Genomic DNA, 459 nt, shown 5'->3' with positions numbered 1-459 from the left:
CATCTTTAAGGGTCTTTCCGTTGGGCATATTTTTGACCATACCCAACTCCCTTTTCATTTCAAGCTCGTAGGTACGCTGCATGTTCAGCATGGTCCTCAAGGTCATGATGTCTTCGGTATCATCATCGTTAGCATCTTTACCTTCATAGCGAAGGATGGCTTTCCTGATTTTAAGGCTTATATCTGCTACTGCCGGGTACACGAGTTGCCGTTCCAGCTTCTCATTAAAACCAATTTTGTAAATGCAGCCGCTGAACCTGTCAAGTAAGGATGCATCCTGTATATTATTTCCTACATAATTACTGCTCAGTCCCTTACCGACAATATTTCCGGTGGCGACACACCCAAACATCGGGTGTTTTTTTACCGCCTCGTTCTTCCCGTTGAAAATGATGGCAGCTTCTTTGGCACTTTTAGCCAGTGCATCATTCAGGATACCTGCTGTATTGGCATCCAGTT

At 44.4% G+C, this 459-nt stretch carries 1 protein-coding gene; it reads right to left on the bottom strand.

Annotated elements, in window-relative coordinates; genetic code table 11:
• Positions 1 to 459 (bottom strand): hypothetical protein (locus JMN32_RS03675; RefSeq protein ID WP_202854937.1); only part of this gene is annotated, 459 nt, incomplete at both ends.

The sequence above is a fragment of the Fulvivirga marina genome, from assembly GCF_016775155.1.
Taxonomy (GTDB): Bacteria; Bacteroidota; Bacteroidia; order Cytophagales; family Cyclobacteriaceae; genus Fulvivirga; species Fulvivirga marina.
This window is presented reverse-complemented; position numbering and strand designations above follow the sequence as displayed.